Origin of the sequence: Collinsella aerofaciens (assembly GCF_027679495.1) — a bacterium.
Taxonomy (GTDB): Bacteria; Actinomycetota; Coriobacteriia; order Coriobacteriales; family Coriobacteriaceae; genus Collinsella; species Collinsella aerofaciens_AK.
In genome coordinates this window covers 1-25,031 of record NZ_JAQEKC010000011.1, presented here as the reverse complement: position 1 = coordinate 25,031, position 25,031 = coordinate 1, and the positions used below count along the sequence as shown (strand labels likewise).

General features: G+C 61.6%; 21 protein-coding genes. 14 read left to right on the top strand and 7 right to left on the bottom strand.

Features of this window, described 5'->3' with window-relative positions:
- From PGW49_RS05570 to PGW49_RS05545, 6 genes are all read left to right on the top strand, one after another.
- Positions 1-2,187, top strand: coding sequence for a fibronectin type III domain-containing protein (locus PGW49_RS05570; protein ID WP_270225838.1), 2,187 nt, complete (start codon positions 1-3; stop codon positions 2,185-2,187).
- Entirely contained in the window at positions 2,180-3,745 is a 1,566-nt protein-coding gene (locus tag PGW49_RS05565) for a hypothetical protein (RefSeq protein ID WP_270225836.1), read from the top strand. The genes PGW49_RS05570 and PGW49_RS05565 overlap by 8 nt, the downstream gene beginning before the upstream one ends.
- A complete protein-coding gene (locus tag PGW49_RS05560) occupies positions 3,742-3,999 on the top strand; it encodes a hypothetical protein (RefSeq protein WP_270225834.1) in 258 nt (85 codons plus the stop codon). The genes PGW49_RS05565 and PGW49_RS05560 overlap by 4 nt, the downstream gene beginning before the upstream one ends.
- 77 nt (positions 4,000-4,076) lie before the next feature.
- Positions 4,077-4,490 carry a hypothetical protein gene (locus tag PGW49_RS05555; RefSeq protein WP_270225832.1) on the top strand — a complete coding sequence of 138 codons (414 nt, stop codon included), beginning with the start codon at positions 4,077-4,079 and terminating at the stop codon, positions 4,488-4,490.
- Between the two features lie 10 nt (positions 4,491-4,500).
- Entirely contained in the window at positions 4,501-4,806 is a 306-nt protein-coding gene (locus tag PGW49_RS05550) for a hypothetical protein (RefSeq protein WP_270225831.1), read from the top strand.
- Positions 4,806-5,879, top strand: a complete 1,074-nt coding sequence (locus PGW49_RS05545; RefSeq protein ID WP_270225830.1) for a peptidoglycan recognition protein family protein — start codon at positions 4,806-4,808, stop codon at positions 5,877-5,879. Before PGW49_RS05550 ends, PGW49_RS05545 begins: the two co-directional genes overlap by 1 nt.
- 261 nt (positions 5,880-6,140) lie before the next feature.
- Here the strand turns inward: PGW49_RS05545 and thiD are convergent, their stop codons facing one another.
- Both thiD and thiC read right to left on the bottom strand, forming a co-directional pair.
- Positions 6,141-6,971 carry a bifunctional hydroxymethylpyrimidine kinase/phosphomethylpyrimidine kinase gene (thiD, locus tag PGW49_RS05540; protein WP_138112205.1) on the bottom strand — a complete coding sequence of 277 codons (831 nt, stop codon included), beginning with the start codon at positions 6,969-6,971 and terminating at the stop codon, positions 6,141-6,143.
- A 182-nt stretch (positions 6,972-7,153) separates the two neighbouring features.
- Positions 7,154-8,488 (bottom strand): phosphomethylpyrimidine synthase ThiC, encoded by a 1,335-nt coding sequence (thiC, locus tag PGW49_RS05535; protein ID WP_006234165.1) that lies wholly within the window; start codon positions 8,486-8,488, stop codon positions 7,154-7,156.
- Positions 8,489-8,659: 171 nt separating this feature from the next.
- Here thiC and PGW49_RS05530 point away from each other — a divergent pair, with 171 nt between their 5' ends.
- Positions 8,660-9,175, top strand: coding sequence for a hypothetical protein (locus PGW49_RS05530; RefSeq protein ID WP_138112207.1), 516 nt, complete (start codon positions 8,660-8,662; stop codon positions 9,173-9,175).
- 23 nt (positions 9,176-9,198) lie between these two features.
- On the opposite strand, the gene PGW49_RS05525 is transcribed toward PGW49_RS05530, so the two are convergent.
- Positions 9,199-10,008 carry a YaaA family protein gene (locus tag PGW49_RS05525; protein ID WP_138112209.1) on the bottom strand — a complete coding sequence of 270 codons (810 nt, stop codon included), beginning with the start codon at positions 10,006-10,008 and terminating at the stop codon, positions 9,199-9,201.
- Positions 10,009-10,132: 124 nt separating this feature from the next.
- Positions 10,133-11,530: an aminopeptidase gene (locus tag PGW49_RS05520; protein ID WP_138112211.1), complete on the bottom strand. Its 1,398-nt coding sequence runs from the start codon at positions 11,528-11,530 to the stop codon at positions 10,133-10,135.
- Between the two features lie 166 nt (positions 11,531-11,696).
- Here PGW49_RS05520 and polA point away from each other — a divergent pair, with 166 nt between their 5' ends.
- On the top strand, positions 11,697-14,447 hold the full coding sequence (gene polA / locus PGW49_RS05515) for a DNA polymerase I (RefSeq protein WP_138112213.1): 2,751 nt from the start codon (positions 11,697-11,699) through the stop codon (positions 14,445-14,447).
- A gap of 273 nt (positions 14,448-14,720) precedes the next feature.
- Here the strand turns inward: polA and PGW49_RS05510 are convergent, their stop codons facing one another.
- Positions 14,721-15,548, bottom strand: a complete 828-nt coding sequence (locus PGW49_RS05510; protein WP_117746767.1) for a Cof-type HAD-IIB family hydrolase — start codon at positions 15,546-15,548, stop codon at positions 14,721-14,723.
- A 554-nt stretch (positions 15,549-16,102) separates the two neighbouring features.
- Here PGW49_RS05510 and PGW49_RS05505 point away from each other — a divergent pair.
- The 4 genes from PGW49_RS05505 (at position 16,103) to ndk (ending at position 20,072) form a co-directional block, all read left to right on the top strand.
- Entirely contained in the window at positions 16,103-17,329 is a 1,227-nt protein-coding gene (locus tag PGW49_RS05505; RefSeq protein ID WP_035138001.1) for an argininosuccinate synthase, read from the top strand.
- A 233-nt stretch (positions 17,330-17,562) separates the two neighbouring features.
- Positions 17,563-17,733: a hypothetical protein gene (locus PGW49_RS05500; protein ID WP_161144721.1), complete on the top strand. Its 171-nt coding sequence runs from the start codon at positions 17,563-17,565 to the stop codon at positions 17,731-17,733.
- A 118-nt stretch (positions 17,734-17,851) separates the two neighbouring features.
- The gene (gene argH / locus PGW49_RS05495) at positions 17,852-19,282 is read left to right on the top strand and encodes an argininosuccinate lyase (protein ID WP_270225826.1); all 1,431 of its coding nucleotides are present in this window, start codon (positions 17,852-17,854) and stop codon (positions 19,280-19,282) included.
- A gap of 385 nt (positions 19,283-19,667) precedes the next feature.
- A complete protein-coding gene (gene ndk / locus PGW49_RS05490) occupies positions 19,668-20,072 on the top strand; it encodes a nucleoside-diphosphate kinase (protein WP_035138006.1) in 405 nt (134 codons plus the stop codon).
- Between the two features lie 151 nt (positions 20,073-20,223).
- Here the strand turns inward: ndk and rpiB are convergent, their stop codons facing one another.
- A complete protein-coding gene (rpiB, locus tag PGW49_RS05485; protein ID WP_117762860.1) occupies positions 20,224-20,691 on the bottom strand; it encodes a ribose 5-phosphate isomerase B in 468 nt (155 codons plus the stop codon).
- Positions 20,692-20,962: 271 nt separating this feature from the next.
- On the opposite strand from rpiB, the gene PGW49_RS05480 reads away from it, so the two are divergent.
- Complete coding sequence (locus tag PGW49_RS05480; RefSeq protein WP_138374464.1) at positions 20,963-22,282, top strand: L-cysteine desulfidase family protein; 1,320 nt, start codon at positions 20,963-20,965, stop codon at positions 22,280-22,282.
- 189 nt (positions 22,283-22,471) lie between these two features.
- On the opposite strand, the gene PGW49_RS05475 is transcribed toward PGW49_RS05480, so the two are convergent.
- Complete coding sequence (locus tag PGW49_RS05475) at positions 22,472-23,230, bottom strand: HAD family hydrolase (RefSeq protein ID WP_138374463.1); 759 nt, start codon at positions 23,228-23,230, stop codon at positions 22,472-22,474.
- 315 nt (positions 23,231-23,545) lie between these two features.
- Between PGW49_RS05475 and rpsA the strand changes: the two genes are divergently transcribed.
- Positions 23,546-24,712 (top strand): 30S ribosomal protein S1, encoded by a 1,167-nt coding sequence (gene rpsA / locus PGW49_RS05470; RefSeq protein ID WP_022095232.1) that lies wholly within the window; start codon positions 23,546-23,548, stop codon positions 24,710-24,712.
- Positions 24,713-25,031 lie beyond the last annotated feature (319 nt).

Genomic DNA, 25,031 nt, shown 5'->3' with positions numbered 1-25,031 from the left:
ATGGCGCAGGGAAACTGGGTTCAAGGCGGCAGTGGCTATAGAAAGTACTGCTGGTGCGCGTACGTGGACGTTGCTGAGGTCGGGCGCACGGACACCACCGTGACCTACCGCGTCACGCACGGATACGGCACGCGCTACGCCATCGACTGCTACGCAAACGGCAGCTCGTCGGCGGGCGGCTCGTGGAACGGCTCGGTCTACTCGACGAACAACTCCGGCTGGGTGTGGGTCCAGTGCACGTCGCGCGACGTCGAGCTCGCGCGCGGCAACGGCGACGCCTACAACCACACCTTCACTGGCCAGATTAACGTCACGGGCGGCTTCGGCAACGGAACGTCGAACGCCTCCAACACCGTCACGGTCCCGTGCCGTGCCTACCACACGCCGCACACGCCGAAGAACATCAGGGCGGAGCGCCTGAGCGACACCAGCGCGAAGGTCAGCTGGGACGTCGACTACACGGGCATGAACGGCGACTACCCCTGGTCGACCGTGACCGTCGGCGTGGTGAAGAACGGCCCGGGGAAGTTCACCGACGTCGGCACCGTGAACTGGGATACCACGAGCCACACCTACAACGGCCTCGAGCCTGGCTGCATGTATATCTTCTCTGCCAAGGCGACGGGCCCCGGCGGCACGTCGGACTACGGCGTGAGCGCGCCGGCGATCTATACCACGCCGACGGCGCTCGGCATGCTCGAGGCCGTCAAGGCGGAGGCGGCGAAGGTCGTGCTCAAGGGGCACGACGCGCCGGCCTTCGTCGACAGCTGGGAGTTCCAGCTGTCGACCGACGGGCGCAAGACGTGGGTCGATGCGGACGTGAACGCCTCATGGGAGGACGAGGAGGCACCGGCGGGTACGGTGCGCTACCGCGCCCGCGCGGTCAAGAGCGGCCTCAAGGGACCGTGGACCGAGTCAAACGAGGTCACGACAATATGCCCGCCGCTCGCACCGTCCATCAGGGGCGTCAGGGCGGCTTACGCCACGGGTTCGACCGCGACACTCGAATGGGTGCCCAACCATCCGGACGGCTCGGCGCAGGCCTCCGCGGAGGTGCAGATCACGACCCCTGCGGGCACCACTGCCACGACGGTCGAGGGCTCGGCTACGAGCCTGAAGTTGCCGACGGACGCCAAGGGCATGTACACCGCGCGCGTGCGCACCAAGGGCCTCGACGAGGACTGGGGCGCATGGTCGAGCGCGGCGGCATATACCGTGGCGGACGCGCCCCAGGCATTCTTCACCGACCCGGCTGCGGACGGGGCGACCCTGCGCGCGGTGCCGCATACCTTCACGTGGAAGGTGGCCGACGAGACGGGCGTCAGCCGACAGTACCTGTCTTTGTGCGACATCAGGGGCAATCTCCTGTGGAGCGGGACTGTGGACAAGAACGCGCGCTCCTTTGGCCTCGGCTACGCGCAGCACGCCTTCGTCAACTTCACGCCGTACAGGGTCATGCTCACGGTCACGGCCGGATCGTCGCTATCGGTCACCGTCTCGAGAACTTTCCGGACCGACTGGGCACCGCCAGCCAAACCGTCGCTCAACATCTTCGTCGACGAGAGGCTGGGATGCCAGCTGTCGGTATTCCCAGGCAAGGCCGACAGCGACGACACGCCCGGGACGTCCCACTTCACCGTGTCGCGCGTCCTGCCCGACGGCTCGACCCTGCAGCTCGGCTCGCACCTTGCGGCGGGCGAGGGTGCGAGCGACCCGCTGCCTCCGCTCAACAGCGAGTTCGAGTACGTCGCGGTCGCCTACGCCGCGACGGGCGTGAGCACGGCGACGAGGGTCAAGACGACCGTGGCGAGCCGCGCGGTGGCTCTCAACTGGGGGGCCGGCGCTGAGAGGACGTGGCTCGGGCGCTATCTCAAGAAGGGCTCGAGCCGCAAGGTGACGCACGGGTACAAGATGCTGCACTTTGCCGACGGCGGGGAAGGGCTGCCCGTCTCGTACGGCATCAACGAGAGGGACGTCAATGACAGCATGGACTTTCTGCTGCTCGACGAGGAGGACTACAAGTCATTCCTCAAGGTCATGAACACCGCGGGGCGCTTCTGGGTGCGCGATCTTTACGGCGAGCGGTTCCGCGCCCGCCTGAGCTGCAGCGTGAAGCGCTCGGATGGCGCGTGGGTGGCTTCGTGCGACCCGACGTGGGAGACGTGGGAGGAGCCCGCCAATGGCTGATAGCTGGATAAGGCCGTTCGACGCCTCCTACGACTTCGTGCGCGTCTCGCGCGAGACGGGGCTCGAGCTCGAATTCGTGCGCGACATCGAGAACGGCGGCTCCATCGAGCGCAATGCGAACACGGCGCTCTATGAGACCGCATCCCTGGACTTCGCCGACAAGTTCGACGTCGGCAACGACTTCCTGCGCGTGTACCTCAACGCCTCCTTCTCGGACGGCAGTAAGAGGCGCGAGTGCCTCGGAACGTTCATGCCCGTGGTGGACTCGGTGGACATCGACGGCGCCTACCGCGAGGGACAGATCAACGCCTACGGCCTCCTGAAGCGGCTCAAAGACGACGACTTCGACGGGCCGTACGTGATCGTTGCTGGCAGCAATCTGGTTGATGAAGCCGTCAAGATAGCCGAATCGGTCGGCCTCACCGTCTACGCCGACCCCAGCAGCCTCCTTCTGGGCAGCACCTTGGTTTTCGGCGTGGGCAGGGACAACGACGCCAAGAACAAGCTGGACGCGGTGGACCTGCTCCTCAAGGCGGCCGGGTTCCGCTCGCCGGCGACCGACCGAATGGGCAACGTGCTCTACAGGCGCTACGTCGAGCCTGCCGACATGCCCATCTCGGCGGAGTTCACCGAGGGCAGGGACGCGCGCTTCATGCCGGACATGACCGAATCGACCAACCGCGCCGAGGTCTGCAACGTCGTGCACGTGGACTTCAGCACGCAGGACGCATCGGTGCGCGGCACGGCGGTGGACGACTCGCCCGACTCCGACCTGTCGACCGTCTCGGTCGGGCGCCGCATCGTCAAGAGCTACAGCTACGACAGCCTGCCGGGCGTGGACACCGAGGACAGCAACCTTGTCGAGGGCGCCGCCAACGCCCTCATCGGCACCGGCAAGAAGTCGGATAAGAGCTTCAGACAGAGCGATTCGCACGGCAGCATCCAGACCGTCTACGTTCCCGACTCGCCGCAGACGGGTGTTCTCTTCGGCATCAAGGTCGTTTCGAGTGGCGGGCGTATCGGCTTCTGCCAGGACGAGGGGCCGAGTGTCAAGGAGGACACGGACTACACGCAGAGCGTGTGGGTCAAGGGCACCAAGGGCGCGACGGGCATCATACAGTCCTTCTGGGACCAGGAGAGGGCGCTTGGCCCGGTGACCGAGGGCTTCACTCTGACTGGCGAGTGGCAGAAGGTCAGCTACACCTATCACGCCACGGAGAACCACAGCAAGGTCAGCTGGGGCTACTGCTACATCGACGGCGGCGAGGCCATCTTCGTCGCCGACAAGGTCGAGGAGGGCTCCACAGCCACGCCTTGGCCCCAGGACGCCATGCAGTCGGCGGCGGACCGCAAGGCGGCGGAGCTTCTCGCCACCGAGCGCTCAGTGACGCGCACGGACGAGTTCAGGAGCGTATACAAGCCCGTGGAGCCGTGCATGGCCGTGGCGATGAACTACAGGACCGGCGGGGTGGTCGGCAAGCTGGCGATCCAGAAGCAGACGCTGACGCTTGACGCCGGCTGCGTCATAAAGCACACGGCGAGGAGGTACGAGCGATGAGCGATTCGGCGGTCGAGATCAAGGGCGCGGCGGCGCGGCTGGCGGCGGCGATGCCGTCGGGCGGCAAGCGGCTGACGATGGAGTTCGGCACGGTCGTGGGCGTCCACGACACGGCGCTCGACGTGATGCTGCGCGGGACGGTCGTGACGGTCCCGATGGTGCGCTCCTGCACCGGGTGCGTAATCACCGACCGCGCCGTGATCCTGTCGCAGGGGCCGCTGGCCGTGTGCATCGGCACGATGGCGGCGGTGTAGGCCGGCGTTACGGGGGCCCGAACCTGCAGTGTGGCGGGGGATGGGCCCCGCAGTCGATTGAACGGGAAGGAGGCCGGATGGAGGTGCTCAAGCTGTTCGCTCCGTACGGACCCGGCTGGCTTGGCGGCGTGCTACTGGCGCTGATTGCCTTCTATTTTGGGCGGCAATTTTTGGCCGAGTACAAGGTCCAGAACGAGCGCAAGGCGAACCTCGACCTCAAGCGCGAGGAGCGAAAGCAGGCCGAGGTGGATGAGCGCGCACAGCGAGACCGCGAGCGCTCGCAGATGGAGGGCCGCATCGCCGCGCAGATGGAGCGCAGCAACACCCTGATTGAGGGGATGAAGACCCTCATGGAGTCGGTCGTCGCGTCAAACGACGTCTTGCATGCCGATCTGGTCAACAGCCAGGCACGCAGCCAGGGGATGGCCGAGAAGGTCGACCACATCTACGACCGTGTCGACCTCATGTACAACAAGGAGACAAGCAGATAGGAGCAACAGAATGACTGAGATTCAGGCCGGCCTCACGGTCGCCACGGTGCTCGTGGTGCCCTACATCGTGCAGGCCATCAAGACCAAGGCCATGACGGGCAATGCCGCCCGCTGGACGGCCATCGCCGTCTCTGCGGGATGCGGCGCCCTCACGGCCATGTCGGGCGGCATCCCGACCGAACCTTCGGCGTGGGTGACGTCCGTCTTCGCCGCAGTCGGAGGCGTGCAGGTGGCCTATGCGGCCTTCAAATCTGTCGGCATCACGGACAAATGGCTGGACGCCCTGCTGGCGCTTGGCGACATCAAGGAGGACTAATGGCAGACTTCGCTAACGTCCAACCGGACGAGTACAAGCTGTTGGGCTGCAACTATTCGGCAGGCCGCCCGTTTGGCATCAAGGGCGTGACCATCCATCACATGGCGGGCGACCTCAACGCCGACCAGTGCAACGGCATCTGGGGTGCCAACGGCTGCTCGGCGCACTACTCGGTCGACCGCAACGGCTACATCGTGCAGCACGTCAACGACACCGACCGCGCCTACGCTTGCGGCGACGGCATCGGCACGGGCGGCGGCAACGACACCACGATCTCCATCGAGCACGCCAACAGCGCGCGCGGCCCGTGGACGGTTCACGAGGCCGCTATCGAGAGCGGTGCGCACCTCGTGGCGGCGCTGTGCCTGTACTACGGGCTGGGCCGCCCGGCATGGATGGTGAACGTGTTCCCGCACAAGCACTGGTCGTCCACGGCCTGCCCCGGCGAGCTGGCCGGCTCGCAGCGCGACCACTACATGCAGCGCGCCGTCGAGTGGTACGACGCGATGGTCGGCGGCACGCAGCCGTCCACGCCGACTGTGCAGCCCGCGGCGACCCCCGCTGCGCCTTCGGCGTCGCAGGGCGCGCCGGGCGGTTTCCCTCGCTCCACTGGCGCCCGTGTTCCCGTACACTACTCGCTGCACCTCAAGGGTGGCGGCTGGCTGGACGAGGTGACTGACTTCGGTGCCGGCGACGACGGCTTCGCGGGCTACCCGTGCCGACAGCATGACCTCCTTTGCGCCCGAGTTGATCGCGGTACGCTCAAGTATCAGGTCCACACCGTCGAGGACGGCTGGCTCGACTGGGTCGCCAAGGGCGACCGCAACGACACCGTAAACGGCTGCGCCGGTATCGCCGGCCATACCATCGACGGCGTACGCATGTACTACGTGACGCCGAGCGGCGAGGAGTACAAGCAGGCGTGGTACCGCTCCCAGACCACTGCGCGCGCCGGATGGCTGAACACTGTGTGCGACGACGGCTCTACCTATAGCGGCGACAACTACGCCGGTATCTACGGCGAGCCGCTCGACCGTCTGCAGGTCTGCGTCACCGACGGGGTGCCGTGGTAATGGCTTTCGTCATGGGCGCGGCGCTCGGCGCGATTTTGGGCAGTTTCGTCACGGTTGTCGCGCTCGCCCTGATCTGGGGCGGGAGCGACCGCGGGCGATAACAGCAAAAGGGGCCGTGGCGGTTCGTCGCCACGGCCCCTTTCTCGTATCCCTCGAATATCCCAAGTGGGCGCAAAACCCCAAGTACGGTCAGCGTGTTGCGGTGCCGTCAGCGAGTTTTGCCTGATGGTCAGCATCAATAGCGAGCTGCGGCAAACTGTCTCAGTACTGCCACATGTGGTTGACGGGGCCGGAACCTTTGCCCATGTTCAGGCCGGCGGCCAGAGCGCCTGTCAGGTATGCCTTGCCTGCGTTGACGGCGTCGGCAAGATCCATGCCCTGGGCCAGCGCGCAGGCGATGGCGGACGAGAGCGTGCAACCGGTGCCATGCGTGTTGCCGGTCTCGATGCGCTTGTGGCGGAACCACGTGGTGAGCGGATCGCCCAGGTGGTTGCCCTCGTCATCGAGCGGCGCGGGCTCTGCTAGCACATCGTTGGCCTCGTTGACAAAATGCCCGCCCTTAACGAGAGACGCGCAGCCAAAGCGGCGGGTGAGAAGCATGGCGGCATTTTGCTGAGTGCGCTCGGAATCGACCTCATAATCGAGCAACGCCATGGCCTCGGGAATATTGGGCGTGATAACCGTCGCTAGCGGGAACAGGCGGCGGGTGAGCGCCTCGGCGGCATCTTCGGCAATCAGCCGTGCGCCCGAGGTGGCTACCATGACGGGGTCGACTACCACGTTTGTCGCGTTCCAGGCGCTCAGGCGGTCGGCGATAACATCGATAATCTCGACAGAAGAAACCATGCCGATCTTGACGGCGCTGGGGCGGATATCGTCAAAAACGGCGTCAATTTGCGCGGCTACGATATCTGGTGAGATATCCTGCACGGCGGTGACGCCCAGTGTGTTTTGCGCTGTGATGGCGGTGATGGCCGTCTCGGCATACAGGCGGTGCGCCGTGATGGTCTTGATGTCGGCCTGAATGCCGGCGCCACCGCTGGAATCGGATCCCGCGATGGACAGGACGGTAGGTACCTTACTACGATCCATGTTCGCTCCCTTGTTCGGTCGGAATCAAATGGGTCTTTAAGCCAGCATTATAAAGATGCCCGGGCCGACTCTATGTCGAACCCGGGCGGGCGATGCAATCTTTACGCAAATGCAAGCAAATGTTCACACGTCAACAATTGACAGGCACCAGCTCGCCGCCAGAGGCGGCCGCGGCGACAGGGTTAGTCCTCCATGCCGAGGTCGATCGTGGTGCCCTCGAAGATCTTGTTGACGGTGCGGACGGCGCACATCTTGCCACACATGGTGCAAGTGCCCTCGGTGGCGGCGGGGGACTCCTCGTAGCGCTTCTTGCCCGTAACCGGGTCGAGCGCGCACTCCCACATGGCGTCCCAGTCAAGCTTGCGGCGTGCCTGGCCCATCTTGTCGTCCATGTCGCGGGCGTGCGGCACCTTTTTGGCGATGTCGGCGGCGTGTGCGGCGATCTTGGTGGCCATGAGGCCGTCGAGCACATCCTGGGCGTTAGGCAAGCATAGGTGCTCGGCCGGCGTCACGTAGCACAGGAAGTCGGCGCCGGAACTGGCGGAGATAGCGCCGCCGATGGCAGCGGTGATGTGGTCGTAGCCCACGCCGATATCGGTCACCAGCGGCCCGAGCACATAGAACGGGGCATTGTGGCACAGGCGCTTCTGCAGTTTCATGTTGGCGGCGATCTCGTCGAGCGCCATGTGACCCGGGCCCTCGACCATGACCTGGACGCCGGCGGCCCAAGCGCGCTTGCACAGCTTGCCCAGCTCGATCATCTCAGCGGTCTCGGTGGCGTCGTTGGAGTCGTAGAGGCAGCCCGGGCGGCAGGAGTCGCCGAGCGAAATCGTCACGTCGTACTCGTGGCAAATCTCGAGCAACTCGTCGTAGAACTCATAGAATGGGTTCTCGTTACCGGTGACCTCCATCCAGCCAAACAGCAGTGAGCCGCCACGGCTCACGATGTTCATCAGGCGGCCGGTCTCCTTAAAGGTCTTGGTGACCGACTTGTTTATGCCGCAGTGGATGGTCATAAAGTCCACGCCGTCCTCGGCATGCGCGCGCACGACTTCGAACAGGTCGTCCTTGGTGAGCTTGACCAGCGGCTTTTCCATGTAGCCGATGGCGTCGTACATGGGGACGGTGCCTACCATGAGCGGTGTCTCGTCGATGAGCTGCTGGCGGAACTGGCGCGTCTTGCCCGAGTTGGAGAGGTCCATGATGGCGTCGGCGCCAAAGTCCTCGGCGATCTTGACCTTCTTCCATTCCTCGGCGGCATCGGCCTTGTCGCCCGAGATGCCCAGGTTGACGTTGACCTTGGTGGAAAGGCCCTCGCCGACGCCAAAGGCGCGCATGCCCTTTTTGATGTGCACGATGTTGGCGGGAATGGCGATGCGGCCGTCGGCCACGCGCTCGCGGATGTACTCGGGGTCGCGATGCTCGCGCTCGGCGACCTCCTTCATCTGCGGTGTGATCTGCCCGGCGCGGGCGAAGTCGATTTGCGTGACGAGCTTGGGCTCGGTCTGTGTGCTCATTGGCACGGCTCCCTTCGTTGGCATTACCCATATCAGGTTTGCGGGTCAGGGCGGGCGCGCCCAATCTCAGCCTGCCGTCTTGTCCTGCAAGCTCCCCGTTTATGTAATGGGCTCAAGTATAGCTCGAATGGGTACGATTGGCCTAACGAGCGTGCCTGTGGGGAGGCGTACATGGAAGACAAGCATCTATATCGAGAGACGCAATGGGATGTATCGGCCGAGGAAAGCCGTGCGCACCATGGGTTGGTTGCGATTGGTTTTGCGGTGCTTGCCGTGCTGGTGATTGCCTTTTGTATTTGGACGTTCGGCGGTCCTGGCGGCGCTACCTGGGGGTTTGAAGCCGACGAGGGCCTGCCGATTATGACCATGAAAGTTTCTGGTGGCAACACGGTTGCCGCACCGGGCGACTATTGGTATCCGCGCGACGAGTTTGTGCAGCTGCAGCTGAGCGGCGGGTCTATTCCGGGCGAAGAAATCGAACGCGTGACGTTTGATGCGACGCTCAAAACGCTGACGGTGAAGCTCAAAGATCAAGGGGACGTGCCCACGACCATGGACATTGCGCTGACGGAATGGCGCTTGGAGCCCCCGGCGGGCGCTGCGGTATCCGAGGTGGAGCACGTTAAGATTACCTACCAAGATGGCTCGACGAGCGAGATTGCAAAGGCCGATGGCTTGGCGGAGTAATGGGGTGTTTGGAAACGGCGGGCCTATTGTGCCTGCGCGTTCATGAAAACCAGGGTGTTTTTGTCTGAAAGCTCGGGGATGTGCCGATAGCCGATGTTGAATGCGGTGAGTTCGCTTGCATCCTCGAGCTTGTTTTCTGCCATCCACCGCACCATGGAGCCGCGCGCCTTTTTGCTGGCGGTCGACCGTTGGATGGGCTTCCCGTTGCGGATGCCCTCGCCAAAGAGGCATGTGACGGCCGTGGCGTCGTCCGCGAGGTGGGGCAGAACGGCTTTGGCATACTCTACGCTGGCGAGGTTGACGATCGTGGTGTTTGAGCCTGCCGGGGCGATAGCCCGCGCGAGCTTGTCGCTCCAAAACGCGTAGAGGTCTTGGGCATCGTCAACGGCGAGCTTCGCGCCCATCTCCAGTCGATACGGTTCGACGGCATGGAAGGGACGAACGCACCCGTAGAGGCCGGAGAGGATCCACAGATGGTCTTGCAGCCATGCGAGCTGCACTGAATCCATCACCTCGGGTGCCATGCTCTGGTACTGAATGCCGTGATAGGACATGATGGCGGGGGAGAGGTGACGGGCGAGTGCGGGATTGTCGAGATCGCCGTTCCCCAAGATGGGCTCGAACTCATGCAAAATGTCGAGACAAGGGGCCAGCAGCTTGTCGCTGACGTTCCACAGAGCTTGTAGGCCGCTGTCGCCTTCGGTTCGTTCGATGTCCAAGAGCGCATGGTGCAGCTGAGCGGTCTCGCGCGCAAAGGGCGGAATCCCCTGAACTTCAAAAGCATCTTGTGCCGCGCGCATTTGCTTGGCGGGTGAAACGATGACCTGGAGCATGAACTCTCCTCTGCCAAAAAAGTCGCGGCGGAATACGGTCTGCGCGAGCCGGTTGAAGGCCAGGTTAGTCCGTATTCCACCGCAAGTTATAAAGGGCTGGTTTGGTGCGCCTTACAAGGGTTGGTTAGGCGCGCTCGAGGAAGGCTTTGTACCCGCGATAGGCCTCGTAGATATCGGCCTTGTTGGCGACCTCCCACAGGGCGTGCATGGACAGGACGGCAACGCCGGAGTCGATGACGTTCATGCCATACTTGGCCATGATGTAGGCAATGGTGCCGCCGCCGCCCGCGTTGACGCGACCGAGCTCACAGGTCTGGAAGTCCACGCCGGCCTCGTCCATGATGTCGCGGACGAGGGCCACGTACTCGGCATCGGCGTCGTTGGAGCCGCCCTTGCCGCGGCTGCCCGTGTACTTGTTAAAGCACAGGCCGCGACCCATAAAGGCCGCGTTCTTGGTCTCGAACTTGCCGGCATAGCCCGGGTCGAAGCCGGCGGACACGTCGGAGGAGAGCATGCGGCTGCGGGCGAGTGCGCGGCGCAGGGCCAGCGGGCTATCCTCGCCGGCGAGCGTCATGATCTCGGCGACGGTGTTCTCGAAGAAGCGGCTCGTCATACCGGTGGCACCCACGGAGCCGATCTCCTCCTTGTCGACGATGAGCGTGATGCTCGTGCGCTCCACGTTGGCGACGTCGATCTGGGCGAGCATGGAGGGGTAGGCGCAGACGCGATCGTCGTGGCCATAGCCCAAAATCATGGAGCGGTCGAGGCCCATGTCGCGGGCGGGGCCGGCGGGCACGACCTCGATCTCGGCGGAGAGGAAGTCCTCCTCCTCGACGTCGTACTGCTCCTTGAGGATGTCCAGGAACATCTGCTTGACGGGCTCCTTGGGGGCGTCCTTGTCGTCCCCATCGAACTTGACGGGACGACCGCCCACGATCACGTCGAGGATCTCGGCATCGACGGCGTCCTTGGCAGGCTTGGACATCTGCTCGCTCGAGAGGTGGATCAGCAGGTCGGAGATGGTAAAGACCGGGTCGTCCGCCTTGTCGCCGATATTGATGTCGACGGTGGTACCGTCCTTTTTGCAGATGACGCCCACGAGTGCGAGCGGGGAGGCTACCCAGTGGTAGCTCTTGACGCCGCCGTAGTAGTGCGTGTCGAGGTAGGCCATGTCGCCGGCCTCGAAGGCGGGATTCTGCTTAAGGTCCAGGCGCGGCGAGTCCACGTGGGCGCCCAGGATGTTAAAGCCCTGCTCGAGCGGGGCGGTGCCCAGGTTGACGAGCATAAGGTCCTTGCCGTGGTTGGCGGCGTACACCTTGTCGCCTGCCTTGAGCTCGCGGCCCTCGGCGATCACGGTCTCCAGGTCGACGTATCCCGCCTCCTCGGCCATCTTGATGCCGGTCTTGACGCACAGGCGCTCGGTCTTGTTCTCGCTCAAAAACTGCTTATAGCCGCGGCAAAGCTCCTCGAGCTCCTCGACTTGCTGTGGCGTGTACTTTTTCCATGCGCAGGGACGCTCCATGACGCAGGCTCCTTTCGGATCGATTGTGCTGGTTGATGTACCGTGAGCCATCGTATCACGCGCGGGCCCGCGGCGGCAGGGAAGCCTGATGTGCGGTGGCCGCGGGGCGGGGAGCGTGTAAACTGGTGTGAGCAAACCGTGCCCAGCCCAAAGCGAGGTATTCAATATGTCTGACAAGCGCCGCACCTTTGCCGTTATCGACGGCAACTCGCTCATGCACCGCGCCTTCCACGCCGTGCCGCCCACCATGAATGCGCCGGACGGCCGCCCCACCAACGCGATCTTCGGCTTTCTGAACATGTTTCTCAAGATGATCGATGCCTTTAACCCCGACGGTGTGGTCGTGGCGTTTGACAAGGGCAAACCGCGCGTGCGCATGGAGATGCTGCCGCAGTATAAGGCGCAACGCCCGCCCATGGACCCCGATCTGCATGCGCAGTTTCCGATGATCAAGGAGCTGCTCACCGCGCTCAACGTGCCGATTCTGCAGTCCGAGGGCTGGGAAGGCGACGATATCCTGGGAACCATGGCGCGCCTGGGTGAAGAGGCCGGCTGCGACATGCTGCTGGTGACCGGCGACCGCGACATGTATCAACTCGTGACCGAGCACGTCAACGTGGTCTCGACCCGCAAGGGCCTGTCCGACGTGGCGATCATGACGCCCGAGAGCGTGGACGACCTGTATCACGGCATTACGCCGGCGCTCGTGCCCGATTTTTACGGTCTAAAGGGCGATACGTCGGACAACATTCCCGGCGTACCGGGCATCGGCCCCAAAAAGGCGAGCGCGCTCATCGCACAGTACGGCAGCTTGGACGAGGTCATCGCGCATGCCGACGAGGTCAAGGGCAAGATGGGCGAGAACCTGCGTGCGCACATCGACGATGCGCTGCTGAGCCGCAAGGTCGCAACCATTCGCACCGATGCGCCCGTCGAGCTCGACTTTGACGAAACGTCCTTCCCGGCGTTTTCTGCCGACGAAGTGTCCGCGGCGCTGGGCACACTTGGTATCACCGCCATGCAGAACCGTTTCTTGGCGCTGGTCGGCGGCGAGGGCGGGGCTGCTGCTGCCTCCAGTGTGGTTGAGATACCTGCTATGGTTCGCGCAGCCGCCGGCGATGCCGACGCGCTTGGTGCCGTTGCGGCTGAGGTCTCCCGCGCGATTGATGCCGGCGAGTGGGTCGCCGCCGTGGTGGACGACGACAAGGAAGAGGGCGCGCTCTTTGGACTGACGCGCACGCTGTGGTTGGCGACGTCCAAGGGCCTGTTCGCGCTCGAGGAGGGCGACAGCTGTGCGGCGGCTGAGGTTGAGGGCTTCAACTTCGTTCACGGCGTGATTGCCGGCGTGCTCGCGCGTCTGTTTATGGAGGGTCGCGTGGCGAGCCCGGATATGAAGGCGCTGTTGCACGAGCTTTCGCCCGTCGATTCTTCTGAGCCCGAGCTCATGGATCCGCTCGCTACCGATTCCACGCGTATCTTCGATACCGTGGTCGCTGCCTATCTGCTGGATTCCGATCGCTCCGAGTTCGATGAGGCATATCTTGCCGATACGTATCTGCAGATGGCGCTGCCTGCGGCGCGCGGCGCAGAGGGTGCCGGTGAGGACGCTCCGGCGCCTGCCGCCCGTACTGCGGCTCTGACGCTGGCGCTCGTGGCACCGTTGCGCGAGTGCATGGCCCGTGAGAATGCCGCCAACGTGTTCGATGGCATCGAGATGCCGCTCGTTCCGGTACTTGCCAAGATGGAGCGCGCGGGCATGCTCGTGGACCCCGACCGTCTGCACAGTCTGTCCGAGGGTCTGGCGACCCAGATTACCGAGGTTGAGCGCAGTATTCGCGACCTGGCGGGTGACGAGACCTTTAATATTGGCAGTCCCATGCAGCTGTCGCACGTGCTCTTTGATGTGATGGGGCTTCCGACCAAGGGCCTCAAGAAGACTAAGCGCGGCTATTATTCGACCAACGCCAAGGTGCTGAGCGACCTTGCGCGTGACCACGAAATCGTGCGTCTGATCTTGGACTGGCGTGAGAAATCTAAGATCAAGTCCACCTATCTGGACACGCTGGGCCCGCTACGCCGTGGTGACGGTCGCGTACACACTACGTACAACCAGACCATCACGGCAACGGGGCGTCTGTCCTCGAGCGACCCGAACCTGCAGAACATCCCGACGCGCTCGGAGCTGGGTCGTACCGTCAAGACGGCGTTTTCGGCAGGCGAGGGAAGCGTCTTTTTGGCGGTGGACTACTCGCAGATCGAGCTGCGTCTGCTGGCGCATCTCTCAGGTGACGAGCACTTGGTGCGCGCCTTTAACGAGGGCGAGGACTTCCATGCCGAGACGGCGGCGCGCGTGTTCGGTGTGCCGGTGTCCGAGGTAACGCCCGACCTGCGCAGTCGCGCCAAGGCCGTGAACTTTGGCATCGTGTATGGCCAGCAGGCCTACGGCCTGTCGCAGTCGCTGCATATCTCGATGGCCGAGGCACGCGACATGATCGACCGCTACTACGAGGCCTACCCGGGCGTGCGTACGTTCCTCGACAACGTAGTGGCGCGCGCCAAGCAGACGGGCTACGCCGAGACCATGTATGGCCGCAGACGCCATATTCCCGAGCTCAAGGCCAAAAACCCGCAACTCCGCGGCTTTGGCGAGCGCACGGCCATGAACCACCCCATGCAGGGAACCGCCGCCGACATCATCAAGATCGCCATGGCCCGCGTAAGCCGCCGCCTGGAAGAGGAAGGCTTTGCCGCCCACATGATCCTGCAAGTGCACGACGAACTGGACTTTGAGTGCCCCATCGACGAAGTCGAGCGCCTAACCACCATGGTCCGCGACGTCATGGAACACGTAGTAGACCTCCGCGTCCCCCTAATTGCCGAAGCCAGCACCGGCATAACCTGGGCCGACGCCAAATAGGGAAGTGCCCACAACCCCAAAGTAACCAAAACAGAGGGGAGCCCCTTCCAAAAAGGGGCTCCCCTCTGTTCAAATAAATTCAGCCAAGTATCTAGACACTCAAGAGGCCATCTTGGCGGCAAGTAAAGTCAACATGGCCATGCCCGGGGCCGACCGCTTGATTTTTGTAGATTCCGCACGAGCCGAAGAGCACTAAATGTGCTCTTCGTGCGAGCCCAGGACTTGACCGAGCAAAAATCAAGCGGTCGGCCCCGGGCATGGCGACGGGATAGATTAACGAGCCGCCAAGATGGCGTCGATGAGCGTCAGTACGCCCCCGTCGTTGTTGCTCGGAATGCGCCACTTGGCGTGCGCGTTCATGTGCTCTTCGGCATTGTCCACGATAAAGCTGTGACCGACGCGCTCCAGCATGGGGATGTCGTTGTACGTATCGCCCACGGCGGCGGCGTCGGCAATATCGATGCCCAGGTGCTCGCACAGGTGCGCGACGCCGGCGCCCTTGTCGACACCCAGGTTCATAAAGTCGATCCACTCGCGCCCGGCGTTGGTGACGTAGAGCTTGTCCGAGAACTCGGGGCTATAGGTCTCGCGGAAAGCGGGCTCGGCGTCGTAGCCGGGGAAGAAGACCGAAATCTTGTTGGACTCGAAATCAATGCCCTCAAAGCTGTCGACGTAGTTGATTGTGTTGTAGTAGACGCTGATCTCGTCGTGGTATTGATGGTCGCGGGCAAGCACGTAGAACTCGTCGAAGCAGCACAGGACGGGGACAGCGCGAGGATCCTCCGAGGCACGGTTCAAGACCTGCTGATACAGCTCCACGTCAATATTGCTTTTATAGATATAGCTGCCGCGATAGATCACGCAAGCTCCGTTGTCGGGACAAAAGGCGAGGCGGTTCTTGATGCCCTCGAACATCTCCTCGAGCTTGGGGGCGGGACGTCCGCTGGCGGGGCAGAATACGATGCCGGCGTCGGCGAGCTTGTCCAGGCGCTCATCAAGACCCTGGGGCAGCACACGCTCGTCGGTCAGCAGCGTCTTGTCCATATCGACGGCGAGAATCTTAATGTTGCCGATGTTGGCGTCCGATTCGTAAGTTTGCATAAAAATGCGCCTTTCGTTTCGAGATTGTTTCAGACGTTATAACCATCAACTAGTAGTCGAGCGTATTTTCGCAGGAATGGTGCGTATTTGCACCACGCTTCACAAAGTAATGAAAAAACTTTTCAGAAATTTGAATTTGTCGCTTGTGCTGCGGGCACTTTAGCGTAATATAGCGACCATCGAAAACGGAGACGGAAAAACAACCGCTTACCGAGTAAAAGGTACCGTTTACGATATTTGAATTGCGCCCGGCGATACGTGAAAGGAGAGGCAGATGCAGTTCGTAAAGATCATCACCACTGCAGACAATGCCATCCGACGCCAGCGCGCAATTTCCCGACGACGATAACAATCGTCTCTGTCCGCATGGGGCGAATTGCCTCAACAGAGTCATTTTGAGGTCGTTGGGTTTTAGCACGACATTGCTGCATGTTTCTAGGGCATGTATGTGCTGATTTTTGCTATTTAACCTGATATTGCACGGTATATGACCTTGAAATGACTTGCAACTGACCGATGTTCTAACTAGCTACCAAGGGCGAAAGGAAACAGCCATGAGCAAGGAAAAAGTCGTTCTCGCATATTCCGGTGGTCTTGATACATCCGTATGTGTCAAGTGGCTCCAGGACGAGAAGAATCTCGATGTCGTTTGCGTCTGCGGCAACGTGGGCCAGGAAGAGACCGGACTGGATGCCAAGAAGCAGAAGGCGCTCGACCTGGGCGTTCTCGATTGCCAGGTGCTCGACCTGCGCGACGAGTTCTCCGATGAGTTCCTGACCAAAGCCATCGCCGCAAACTCCATGTACGAGAATAAGTATCCGCTGCTCTCCGCCCTGTCTCGCCCGCTGCTTGCCAAGAAGCTTGTTGAGGTCGCCCACGAGTTTGGCGCGACCTACGTCGCCCACGGCTGCACTGGCAAAGGTAACGATCAGGTCCGTTTTGAGGCCGCCGTCAAGGCCCTCGACCCCGAGCTCAAGGTTATCGCCCCGGTTCGCGAGTGGGACCTGAAGTGCCGTCCCGACGAGGTCGCCTATGCCCACGCCCACAACGTGCCGGTTCCCGAGGGTGCCAACGACAACCCCTACTCCATCGACGACAACCTGTGGGGTCGCGCCATCGAGTGCGGTCACCTGGAGGACCCTTGGAATGAGCCGCTCGATGACGCTTGGGTTATGACCAAGAACCCCGAGGACACGCCTGACACCCCGACCTATACCGAGATCGAGTTTGAGGCCGGCAAGCCTGTCGCCGTCGACGGCAAGAAGATGAAGCTCTCCGAGATCGTCATCGCCCTCAACAAGATTTCGGGCGACAACGGCTTTGGCCGTCTTGACCTGGTCGAGGATCGTCTGGTGGGCCTCAAGAGCCGCGAGTGCTATGAGGTTCCCGGCGCCCTGACGCTCATCACCGCCCACAAGGCGCTCGAGGACATCTGCGTCGAGGGCGACCTGCTCAAGACCAAGATCAAGCTCGAGCAGGATTGGGCCACCGCCGTGTACAACGGCCAGTGGTACAGCCCGCTCAAGAACGCGCTCGACGCCTTTATGGCCGATACCCAGAAGTTCGTGACCGGCACTGTCCGTCTGAAGTTCTTTAAGGGCAACTGCCATGTCGTCGGCCGCAAGAGTCCCTTCAGCCTCTACGACTACGGCCTGGCTACCTACGACCGCGACACCACGTTTGACGAGAAGGCCAGCGCCGGCTTTATCGAGATCGATACGCTGTCGCTCAAGACGTGGGCAAAGGTCCAGGGCCCCAGCTCTGCTGCTGCCCAGGCCTAGCGCCTCCTTCCCTTGGTATCCGCGCGGCCCATCCGCGTGATACATAACGGGCGCACGGGGTCCCTACCTTTCGTTATGCTTGCTGACACTTCTTAACATCGGTGGCCCCTACGTTCCGCCCGCATATATGATGCCGCGTCTGCGGCTGAGTCCGAGCCCCGTCGGGGTTGTCCGGCGGGGCTCCTTCTATCAATTTGGCGGCTCTGTGCCTATATATATGAGGAGTATCCATTATGTTCAATGCTATCGCGCATGCTTTGCTTGCCCTCGCGCCCGAGTTCGATGCTGTAAGGGTCGAGGACGTTCCTATGAGCCTGAAGGCCTGGATCGATGGTTCGCAGGGCAACATCCGGAGGGAGACGTTGGGCGCCAAGTGCATGGTGCGTCACTTCTTTGCAAATTAGCCACATGGCCCCGCGCGCGGCAGGGAGTGTGTAAAACTAGCGGTTGATAAATCGCTTTAGCGACAGGGCACATTGCTTTGGACGCTTGTTTTGGTATTTGGAGAAAGGAGACGGTTCCATGGCTCTTTGGGGCGGTCGTTTTGAGGCGGGCGTGGCCGAGGTCACGCAGGAGTTTGGCGCGTCGCTGCCGGTCGACAAACATCTCTATAAGCAGGATATCGCCGGCTCTAAGGCGCATGCCAAGATGTTGGCCGCCCAGGGCATCATCAGTGCCGAGGACGAGCAGGCGATTGCCAAGGGCCTGACCGGAATCGAACAGGATATCGATGCCGGCAACTTTACCTTCGACATCAACGATGAGGACATTCATATGTCCATCGAGAGCGAGCTGACGCGTCGCATCGGCGAGGCTGGCAAGCGCTTGCATACTGGGCGTTCGCGCAACGACCAGGTGGCGACCGATACGCGCCTGGGCGTCAAGGCGCTGGCCAAGGAGCTCATGGAGGCCAATCTTGAGCTGCGCCATGTGCTGGTGGATGCGGCCAAGAAGTACGACAAGGTGATTCTGCCGGGCTACACGCACATGCAACATGCTCAGCCCGTGCTGCTGTCGCATCACCTGCTGGCGTATTCCTGGATGTTCGCGCGCGACTTTACGCGTTTGAAGGCCGCCTTTGATGCTGCCGACAACTGCCCGCTGGGTGCCGCTGCGCTTGCCGGTACGAGCTATCCGCTCGATCGCCAGATGACGGCTGCCGAACTTGGCTTTGCGGGCGTGATCCCCAACTCGCTCGATGCCGTTTCCGACCGTGATTTTCTGCTCGATCTGCATTACGCCGGATCCGTCATGGCGATGCACCTGTCGCGTCTTTCCGAGGAGATCGTACTGTGGTCGAGCTCCGAATTTGGCTTTATCACGCTTTCCGACTCGTACTCCACTGGCTCGTCCATCATGCCGCAGAAGAAGAACCCCGACTTTGCCGAGCTTATCCGCGGCAAGAGCGGTCGCGTGTACGGCAACCTGGTGCAGCTGCTGGTAACCATGAAGGGCCTGCCGCTTGCTTATAACAAGGACTTGCAGGAGGACAAGGAGGGCGCGCTCGATACCGCCCATACGCTCATGCAGTGCCTGTCCGTTATGGCTGGAATGATTTCGACTTGGACCGTCAACGAGGATGCCATGGCGCGCGAGTGCGGCGTGGGGCACCTTGCCGCCACCGATGTTGCCGATTACCTGGCCAAGCGTGGCCTGCCGTTCCGCGAGGCACATGCCGTGGTGGGCCATCTGGTCCTGATGTGCGAGAAGCGCGGCTGCAATCTTGAGGACCTGCCGTTTGAGGTGTTCCAGGAGGCAAGCCCGCTCTTTGAGCGCGACATTACCGAGGCGCTCGATATCCCGTCGATTGTCGCCGCGCGCACGACCGAGGGCGGCACCGCTCCTGCTGCCGTTGCCGTGCAGTTGCAGCGTGCCGAGGCACAGCTCGTGGCTGACGAGGGCGTGTTTGGATCGCTGACCAAGGTCGTCGAGATGGGTCACGGGGCAAAGTAGAGGTTTGGCTGAAGCCGTTTTGGCCATGTATTGATAAATCGTTTTCGCTTTACGGGCGCCTGCTGATGTGGGAGCCCGTATTTTGTTGCTATGGGGGAGGGGCTTGTCGAGAACTTCTGTAGGACCTTTGGGCAGGTTGTGAAGGGGATACGTTCGCGGGCGGCAACCGACCGCCTGCTCTGTTCGGCGCGGTTGATGGGCGGTCGGATGGTACTCTAATCGGGCTTCGAAACAGAAGTGACACATATGGAGCGCTTTAATAAATTGCAACGTTTCAATAAACAGCTTTTTGTTTAACTGCAGCTAAAACTCTGTTACGATGCAGTCCAGGCGGGTGCCGGAATGGGACTTGGGCACGCGCGAACCTACTTGAAAGGCTACTTTTATGGCTATCGAGAAGACCTTCATCATGATTAAGCCCGACGCCGTGCGCGACCGCAAGATCGGCGAGATCGTTGCTCGCATTGAGCGCAGCGGCCTTGTCATCGAGCGCATGGAGATGACCACGCTCGAGCGCGCTACCGTCGAGGAGCACTACGCCCATCTGGCCGACAAGCCCTTCTTTGGCGGTCTCTGCGACTTTATGACGAGCGGTCCGGTCGTCAAGATGGTCGTTTCCGGTCTCTCCGCTGTTGCTAAGATGCGCACCCTCATGGGCGCTACCAACCCGCTTGAGGCTGCTCCTGGTACCATCCGCGGCGACTTTGCCGTCGATGTCAACGCCAACGTGATCCACGGCTCCGACTGCCTGGAGAACGCCGAGATTGAGATCAAGCGCTTCTTTGGCTAAACCAGCTTTGACTCCTTAAAGCTGTTAGCGTGTGGCTTGGGCGCCGCGGAACTCCATCCGCGGCGCCCTTTTATTCCAAAATCTATGCAGGGGCCCGCTCGGACATGTGTTCCGAGCGGGCCCCTGCTGTTAGCTTGTGGCACTGAATAGTTTAGGCTTCGTCGACGATCTTAAGGGCGCGCGTGTGATCGATCTCGTTGAGGAGGTTAACGCGACGCTCGTGACGACCGCCCTCAAACTCGGCGTCGAGCCACTCGTCGACGATCATCTTGGCGAGCTCGGAGCCCACGACGCGGGCGCCAAAAGCGAGCACGTTGGTATTGTTGTGCATGCGGGAGAGCTTGGCGCTGAAGGGCTCGGAGCACACGACGGCGCGTACGCCCTCGACCTTGTTGGCAGCCAGGCTGATACCGACGCCGGTGCCACAGATCAGGATGCCTAGATCGACGTCGCCGTTGGCAACGGCCTTACCCACCTTGTAGCCGGCGATGGGGTAGTCAAAGCTCTCGGAGGTGTCGGTGCCAAAGTTCACGACCTCGCAGCCGCGCTCCTTCAGGTGCTCGGAGATGATGTTCTTGAGCTCGACGGCGGCGTGGTCGTTACCGATACCGATCTTCATGGATAGTTCCTCTCTGGTCTGTGCGGCGAGATTGCTAAAGGTTTTACCGCGTTCGACTGCATGATAGCGCGACTTTTGTGTAAACGCTTGGGCGTTTTTTGGTCAAACGCTTTAGCATGCAACAAGACCGGTTTCTCATGAATGAATGCCGTCAGTTTGCGCCTGAATGCCGTCTACCGGAACCTGGGTTGCGGTTTTTGATGCATTGTTATCAAATAAAAGAGCTAATTATTATTGAGAGCCCAGCCCGTTATACAAGTAGGAGATACCTATGCCTGCCGATTCCCTTCGTGATGCCGCGTTTTGCGATGTTTTGAACCGCGAACTTGTTTGTGCACTCGGCTGCACCGAGCCCATTGCCGTTGCTTATGCAGCGGCGCTGGCGAGCCAGACGCTCGGTTGCGAACCCGATCATATGGATGTTGCCTGCTCGGGCAACATCATCAAGAACGTCAAGAGCGTGACCGTGCCCAACTCGGGCGGTATGCACGGTATTGAGGCCGCGGCCGTGCTGGGTGCCGTGGGCGGCGACGCCAAGAGCGCGCTCGAGGTGCTCGAGAGCGTCGATGACGCGGACCGCGCCCGCGTGGCCGAGCTGCTTGCCGATGCGGACTACTGCGATGTGTCGCTTGTCGAGGGTGTGCCCAACCTCTACATCAAGGTGACTGCGACGGCCGGGGGCCATACCGCGGTCGTCGAGATTACCGATCACCACACTAATGTCACGTGCCATACGCTCGACGGTATTCCGGTATGCGGTAAGTCGGCGGGGGAGTGCGCCGCCTGCGCCGAGCGCGTGGTGGCCGAGCGTGCGGCAGATAACGCCGACACGCCCATGTCGATCGAGACCATCATCGACTTTATCGAGGACGGTGACATTGAGGACGCCCGCGCTGCCGTTGAGCGTCAGATTGAGCTGAATGGCGCGATCAGTGCCGAGGGTCTCGCGCACGCTTGGGGCGCCGAGGTGGGCCGTACGCTGCTGGGTGCTCGTGCCGATGACGTCGCCTGCCGCGCCCGTGCCCGTGCGGCCGCCGGGTCCGACGCCCGCATGAACGGTTGCGCGCTGCCGGTCGCCATTGTGTGCGGCTCGGGCAATCAGGGCATTACCTGCGCATTGCCCGTCATGGAGTATGCCGAGTACCTGCGTTGCGACCACGAGCGCCTGGTGCGCGCCGTGATGCTGTCCGATCTTATCGCCGTGCATATCAAGAGCTATATTGGTGCGCTTTCGGCGTTTTGCGGTGCTATTTGCGCTGCGTGCGGCGCCGGCGCTGCGATTACCTGGCTGTGCGGTGGCACGCGCGAACAGATTGGCGCGACCGTCTCGAACACGCTCGGTAACGTGGGCGGCATCGTGTGCGACGGCGCCAAGGCGAGCTGTGCCGCCAAGATCTCGGCTGCCGTCGATGCGGCGATTCTGGGCCATGATATGGCCATGCAGGGTCGCGGCTTCCGCGCCGGCGAGGGCCTGATCCAAGATACCGTTGAGCAAACAATCGCCAGTATGGGCTACGTAGGCCGCGTGGGCATGAAGGACACCGACATCGAGATCCTCAACATCATGATCGGCAAAACCCAGGTGTGCTAGTTACGCGGTTTTACCAAACCGCGTAACCAGTCGACGCTGCAAATGCCCCTAAGCGGCAATCTGCCTTTCAATCGTCGGGCATGGCCAGAAGGCCTATGCCCTCCTCTTTCAAGGCACATTGCTCGCTTAGGGGCATTTTCGCTGACTTGTGCTCAACCTGCGGCGATATTTGGTTTGGAGCGAGGGGTCCTACGACAGTTCGTCGGCTACTTGGTGTTCGTAGAAGGCTTCGATTACGGCGTTAAAGTCGCGGGCGAAGTCTTCCATGGTTCCGCGCCAGGTGGCTCGGCCGGGTTTTCCCTGGCCAACATAGGCAGTTTGAATGCCGCAGGCGGGACTGGGGAAGTCGCGCTTGGGATCGTTGCCCACCATAAGGACCTCGTGTGGCTCGAGCCCCATCACCTGAAGCTGCTCTAGATAGTAGGTGGCATCGGGCTTGCAGCGGGTGGCGTTTCCCATGTGCGTCACGAGTTCAAAGGGGGCGTCGGCCAGGTCGCCCCAACCCATGCGGCACTCGATGGCCCCCTGGGGAAAGCTGGGGTTGGTAAAGAGCGCGCAGCGCAGCCCTGCGTCCTGTACGGCCTGGAGCGCGGCGTGTGCGCCCGGCATGGCGTGGGCGTTAATGATATCGTCGTTCTTGTACGGAAGAACTTCGCGGTCATAGTAGGTAAACGCCTCGTAGATGAGGGGATCGGAGAGGCAGATCCCGCATCGGCGCTCGACCTCTTCTTGGTAAAACTCAAGATTGGTGCGGTTGTCCGTGCCGCTGCGGCGATTGGCGTTGAGGTCGACCAGGATGGTGCCGAGGCGCGCCATCGTGCCACCGCGGCTGCGGCGCCCGATATCCGCGAGCATCGAAGAGACATCCTTAAAATAGCGAAGGATGAACGCGTTGAGGTTGATGCTGAGAAGCGTTTCGTCCATATCGAAAACGACTGCTTTGAGCACGCGGGCACCTTTCTCGAAAAATCGATCTAGAATCGTTGGCTCCGGATACTTTACCCCAAAGCCGAATGCCTGGCTGGTTATCGTCAAGTTGCGGAGACGTGTGTTCATAAGATTACGAAAAAGTCTCCACACGAGTAAAAAATCGCAGTTCACGCTTGAAATCGAACTCATTTCCCCGTAACCTATACGAACGTGATTGCATAAGCGTCACATTAGTATCTGTCGGCTCCCGAGTGTTCCTAAACGTTGTGTGCTTGTCGCACCCTTCTGTAGGTCCTAGCAATCGGGGCCCCGTAGTTCGAAAGGGGTCCACCTTTGAGTGAGATTCAGAACTCGTCCATTTTCTCTCTTGACGATGTCAACGAGGAGGAGATGAACAACCTCATCGACGGTACGATTACCGACTTTGATGAGGGCGATCTCGTTAACGGCACTGTCGTTAAGATCGAGCATGACGAGGTGCTCGTTGACATCGGATTCAAGTCCGAGGGCGTTATCCCGGTCCGCGAGCTGTCCATCCGCAAGGACGCTAACCCTGCAGACATCGTTGCACTCGGTGATCCCATCGAGGCTCTGGTACTCCAGAAGGAGGACAAGGACGGTCGTCTGGTCCTGTCCAAGAAGCGTGCCGAGTACGAGCGTGCTTGGAACCGCATCGAGGAGAAGTTCAACTCCGGCGAGAACGTCGAGGGCGAGGTTATCGAGGTTGTCAAGGGCGGCCTGATCCTCGACATCGGCCTGCGTGGCTTCCTGCCCGCCTCCCTCGTCGACCTCCGTCGCGTCAAGGACCTCACCTCCTACATGGGCACCCGCATCGAGGCCCGCGTCATCGAGATGGACCGCAACCGCAACAACGTCGTCCTCTCCCGTCGCGTCGTGCTCGAGGAGTCCCGTAAGGCCGAGCGCTCCGAGATCCTGTCCAAGCTCAAGTCTGGCATGCGTCTCCAGGGCACCGTTTCCTCCATCGTCGACTTCGGCGCCTTCGTCGACCTCGGTGGTATCGACGGCCTCATCCACATTTCCGAGCTCTCCTGGAACCACGTCAACCATCCTTCCGAGGTTGTCAAGGTCGGCCAGGAGGTCGAGGTCGAGGTTCTCGACGTCGATCTCAACCGCGAGCGCATCTCCCTGGGTCTCAAGCAGACCACCGAGGATCCGTGGCGCGCACTGGTCAAGAAGTACCCCGTCGGCGCTATCGTCGAGGGCACTGTGACCAAGCTTGTCCCGTTCGGCGCTTTCGTCGATCTGGGCGAGGGCATCGAGGGCCTGGTGCACATCTCCGAGATGGCCAACAAGCACGTCGATCAGCCTTCTCAGGTCACCCACGTGGGCGACAAGGTTCAGGTCAAGGTCATGGAGATCGACCTCGACCGTCGTCGTATCTCCCTGTCCATGAAGTCCGCTGCTGAGACTCTGGGCGTCGAGATCGAGGTTACCCCGCTGCCTTCCGAGAAGAAGGACGAGGAGACCGACGCCGAGTAAATCGGTTTGACGATCACTTGTTTTAAGGGATCCGTCCGCAATGGACGGGTCCCTTTTTGCATTTGGTGCCGAGATGCGCGATGCTGCCCGGGCTGTCCACAGGCTATTGGGTTGTCAGTGCATGAAAAATGCCGACATCCCGCCTCGGGGAGGAGGCGGGAACACACCGAGTAGACGGAGGGGTGTGGAGCGCGGTCGCGTCTCGACTGACGACGTTGCCCATCGACAGGACCATTGTAGCGCATGGCGGTTCTTGGTTTATGGTTGATTTCCGATCTCAGCCGAACACATTGAGCGAATAGGCCATTCCCGCAGTTAG

What these genes read in the sequence shown, in the direction of transcription:
- PGW49_RS05530 (WP_138112207.1), top strand. Translation starts at nt 8,660, where the DNA reads ATGGAAGACAAGCATCTATATCGAGAGACGCAATGGGATGTATCGGCC.
- argH (WP_270225826.1), top strand. Translation starts at nt 17,852, where the DNA reads ATGGCTCTTTGGGGCGGTCGTTTTGAGGCGGGCGTGGCCGAGGTCACG.
- PGW49_RS05520 (WP_138112211.1), bottom strand. Translation starts at nt 11,530, where the DNA reads ATGGAGCGTCCCTGCGCATGGAAAAAGTACACGCCACAGCAAGTCGAG.
- PGW49_RS05525 (WP_138112209.1), bottom strand. Translation starts at nt 10,008, where the DNA reads ATGCTCCAGGTCATCGTTTCACCCGCCAAGCAAATGCGCGCGGCACAA.
- ndk (WP_035138006.1), top strand. Translation starts at nt 19,668, where the DNA reads ATGGCTATCGAGAAGACCTTCATCATGATTAAGCCCGACGCCGTGCGC.
- PGW49_RS05545 (WP_270225830.1), top strand. Translation starts at nt 4,806, where the DNA reads ATGGCAGACTTCGCTAACGTCCAACCGGACGAGTACAAGCTGTTGGGC.
- PGW49_RS05555 (WP_270225832.1), top strand. Translation starts at nt 4,077, where the DNA reads ATGGAGGTGCTCAAGCTGTTCGCTCCGTACGGACCCGGCTGGCTTGGC.
- rpiB (WP_117762860.1), bottom strand. Translation starts at nt 20,691, where the DNA reads ATGAAGATCGGTATCGGTAACGACCACGCCGCCGTCGAGCTCAAGAAC.
- PGW49_RS05565 (WP_270225836.1), top strand. Translation starts at nt 2,180, where the DNA reads ATGGCTGATAGCTGGATAAGGCCGTTCGACGCCTCCTACGACTTCGTG.
- polA (WP_138112213.1), top strand. Translation starts at nt 11,697, where the DNA reads ATGTCTGACAAGCGCCGCACCTTTGCCGTTATCGACGGCAACTCGCTC.
- PGW49_RS05505 (WP_035138001.1), top strand. Translation starts at nt 16,103, where the DNA reads ATGAGCAAGGAAAAAGTCGTTCTCGCATATTCCGGTGGTCTTGATACA.
- thiC (WP_006234165.1), bottom strand. Translation starts at nt 8,488, where the DNA reads ATGAGCACACAGACCGAGCCCAAGCTCGTCACGCAAATCGACTTCGCC.
- PGW49_RS05560 (WP_270225834.1), top strand. Translation starts at nt 3,742, where the DNA reads ATGAGCGATTCGGCGGTCGAGATCAAGGGCGCGGCGGCGCGGCTGGCG.
- PGW49_RS05500 (WP_161144721.1), top strand. Translation starts at nt 17,563, where the DNA reads ATGTTCAATGCTATCGCGCATGCTTTGCTTGCCCTCGCGCCCGAGTTC.
- PGW49_RS05570 (WP_270225838.1), top strand. Translation starts at nt 1, where the DNA reads ATGGCGCAGGGAAACTGGGTTCAAGGCGGCAGTGGCTATAGAAAGTAC.
- PGW49_RS05550 (WP_270225831.1), top strand. Translation starts at nt 4,501, where the DNA reads ATGACTGAGATTCAGGCCGGCCTCACGGTCGCCACGGTGCTCGTGGTG.
- PGW49_RS05510 (WP_117746767.1), bottom strand. Translation starts at nt 15,548, where the DNA reads ATGCAAACTTACGAATCGGACGCCAACATCGGCAACATTAAGATTCTC.
- thiD (WP_138112205.1), bottom strand. Translation starts at nt 6,971, where the DNA reads ATGGATCGTAGTAAGGTACCTACCGTCCTGTCCATCGCGGGATCCGAT.
- PGW49_RS05480 (WP_138374464.1), top strand. Translation starts at nt 20,963, where the DNA reads ATGCCTGCCGATTCCCTTCGTGATGCCGCGTTTTGCGATGTTTTGAAC.